At 65.2% G+C, this 2,675-nt stretch carries 2 protein-coding genes; both read left to right on the top strand.

Translation table 11 applies throughout. The annotated features are described in order from the left end of the window. Positions 1–142 precede the first annotated feature (142 nt). On the top strand, positions 143–1,831 hold the full coding sequence (istA, locus tag J1M43_RS16485; RefSeq protein ID WP_206477544.1) for an IS21 family transposase: 1,689 nt from the start codon (positions 143–145) through the stop codon (positions 1,829–1,831). Further along, positions 1,824–2,588, top strand: coding sequence for an ATP-binding protein (locus J1M43_RS16480; RefSeq protein ID WP_206477542.1), 765 nt, complete (start codon positions 1,824–1,826; stop codon positions 2,586–2,588). The genes istA and J1M43_RS16480 overlap by 8 nt, the downstream gene beginning before the upstream one ends. The last annotated feature ends 87 nt before the right edge of the window (positions 2,589–2,675 follow it).

Below are 2,675 nucleotides of genomic sequence, written 5' to 3'. Positions count from 1 at the left end.
TGTTTAGCCGAGTCGTTCGGTAGCGCGGGTGGGTCGTTCTGGTAGCACTCGTGGGTTGGTCTGGTAGCGCCGGGGGCGGTTGGACCGTGAGGATGGCTGTCAGCCGAGGCCAACGGGGTCTCGGTCGACAGGAGGACTCTTCATGGCCGATTACCGGCTCATCATGTCGTTGTTGCTCGAGCAGCGGCCGTATCGTCAGATCGAGGTGTTGGCGTCGTGTTCGCATCGCGCGATCTCGCGCGCCAGGCGCGTGCTCGACGCGGAGCAGTTCACGACGACCTTGCAGGTCGACGCGTTGACCGCGGAAGATCTCGATCGCTTGTTCAACGATGGGAGGAAGGCCGTCGTGGGCGAGTTCGTGCCGATCGATGTCGACGCGGTCGTCGCCGCCAGGGTGGGGCGGAAGAAGCCGCCGTTGAAGGTCCTCTGGTCCCGCTATCTGAAGTCAGCGGCGGCACCCGGGGCGCGGTTCTACGGCTATGACCGGTTCTGCGAGATCGTCGCGGAGCATGTTCGGGTGAATGATCTGACGACACCGATCAGTCATGTCCCCGGCCACACGATGCAGGTCGACTGGGCGGGCACGATGATGCAGTTGATCGATCCGGTCAGCAGGGAGACGACGAGGGTGTCAGTGTTCGTGGCGAGCCTGCCGTATTCGGGGATGGTGTTCGCTTGGGGCTGTTTGGACGAGAAGCAGTTGGCGTGGTTGGACGCGCATCGGCGGGCGCTGGAGTTCTTCGGCGGCGTCCCGCTGCTGGTCGTTCCGGACAACGCGTCGACGGCGTCGAATCAGATCAGCCGGTCCGAGCGGGCCAGGGACGTGAATCCTGTCTATGCGGAGTTCCTCGAGCATTACGAGACGGCCGCCGTTCCGACGCGCTCGTATCGTCCGCGCGATAAGGGCAATGTCGAGGCCGGGGTGAAAGTCGTCACGAACTGGGTGATCCACTACCTCGCCGACAGAGTGTTCGCCTCCCTCGATGACTTGAACGCCGCGATCACAGAGCAGGTCGATATGGTCAACCATCGCACGCCGTTCCGAGGTGAGGCACGAAGCCGTTGGGACTGGTTCGTCGAACACGAGCAGAGCGAGCTGCGGGTGCTGCCGGAGCAGCGGTGGGAGCCGGTGGTCTGGCGGAAAGCGCGAGTGCATCGCGACTGGCATATCCAGATCGACACGGTCAAGTACTCCGTCCCCTATGCCCTCACGGGCCGCGACGTCGATGTCCGCATCGTCGGGGACCTCCTCGAGGTCCTCGCCGGCGGGGCCGTGGTCGCTTCTCACCGGGTCGGGACGACGAGGAACGGATATGTCACGGACCCGGCGCATGCGCCGGCTTATCTCGAGGACTCGGAAGGGCTCTGGACGCGCGGGTACTTCCTGAGGCAAGCCGCGAAAGCAGGGCCCGCGACAGTGACCGCACTGGAGCGGCTGCTGGATGCGCGCAGGATCGAGGCGCAGGGGTTTCGTTCCTGCATGAACGTCCTCGGTCTCGGGAAGAACGGCAACCGGCTCCTGCTGGAGCAGGCCTGTCGCCGTCTGATCGAGGCCGTCCCTGTCCGTCCTGTCTCCTACACCGCGGTCAAGCATGAGCTTGCCGCGGTCCGGGCCGAGCAGGACGCTCGCCCGAGAACGGTGTCCTTCACCGACATCGACGGCGACGCCGATGCACGATCGCGGACTGCCGGGGCTGCGTCTCGTGACACGAGTCGCGCGCACCTGGCGGGAGCAGCCGCGTTCCGTCTCGACACGCTGACTGGAACCACCGCAACGACCATCGAGACCGAGGCGGGCACGGAGACGGGGATGGAGGGTGATGATGAGTGATCTGCACCTCACCATTGATGACATGCCGTCGTTCACGCGGTTGCGGCTGACGGCTTTCGGAGAAGCGGTCATCGAGATTGCCAACGATGCCGCGTTCGATGACTGGTCGTTCTCGGCGAAGATCCGTCACGCGTTGGAGAAAGAAGTCACCGCCCGCCGGGACCGGCGGCTTGCGAAGCTGCTGGCGCAGTCGCGGACCCCGAATCCCGCGGCCTGCGTCGAAGATATCCACTACCTTCCCGGCCGGTCGCTGAACCGGGACGTGATCTCTCGGCTCGCGGCCTGTCGCTGGCTGGACAACGGCACGAACCTCGTCATCCTCGGCACCTCCAGCGTCGGGAAGTCCTACCTCGCGCAAGCACTCGTGAACTCCGCCTGCCGACACGACTACACCGCCCGCTACTACCGGCTCGATGACCTCGCGAACCAGCTCGCAATCCTCGACGCGTCAGACCCGGCCCGGCTACGTTTCCTGAGCGAGTTGCATGGCTGCGACCTGCTCGTGCTCGACGATTTCCTCACGACTCCGGTCTCAAGCACCACCGCGGCAGACTTGCTCAACATCCTCGCCGCGAGGGAAGGCAGGGGCTCTACCGTCGTGACCTCGCAATTCGACCCCGAGGACTGGTATCGCTCCCTGCACGACGCGGTGATCGCCGAATCGATCCTGAATCGCATCGTCTCCAGCGCTGAGCTCGTCCAGCTCGACGGGCCGAACATGCGCCGCCACGTCACCGGGCTCGTCCCGGCCGAGTGACCGCAGTGCGGGCGCGGGCGCTACCAGATCCCCGCGCCCGCACTACCGGTTCGACCCACACCCGCTACCGAACAGCTCGGCTAAACA

It is taken from the genome of Microbacterium sp. KRD172 (assembly GCF_017168295.1).
GTDB classification, from domain to species: Bacteria; Actinomycetota; Actinomycetes; order Actinomycetales; family Microbacteriaceae; genus Microbacterium; species Microbacterium profundi.
Note: the sequence above shows the minus strand (reverse complement) of the source record. Positions and strands in the feature narration are given on the sequence as shown.

Excerpts from the sequence above, each read along its gene's own strand:
- istA (WP_206477544.1), top strand. The coding sequence starts at position 143 with ATGGCCGATTACCGGCTCATCATGTCGTTGTTGCTCGAGCAGCGGCCG.
- J1M43_RS16480 (WP_206477542.1), top strand. The coding sequence starts at position 1,824 with ATGAGTGATCTGCACCTCACCATTGATGACATGCCGTCGTTCACGCGG.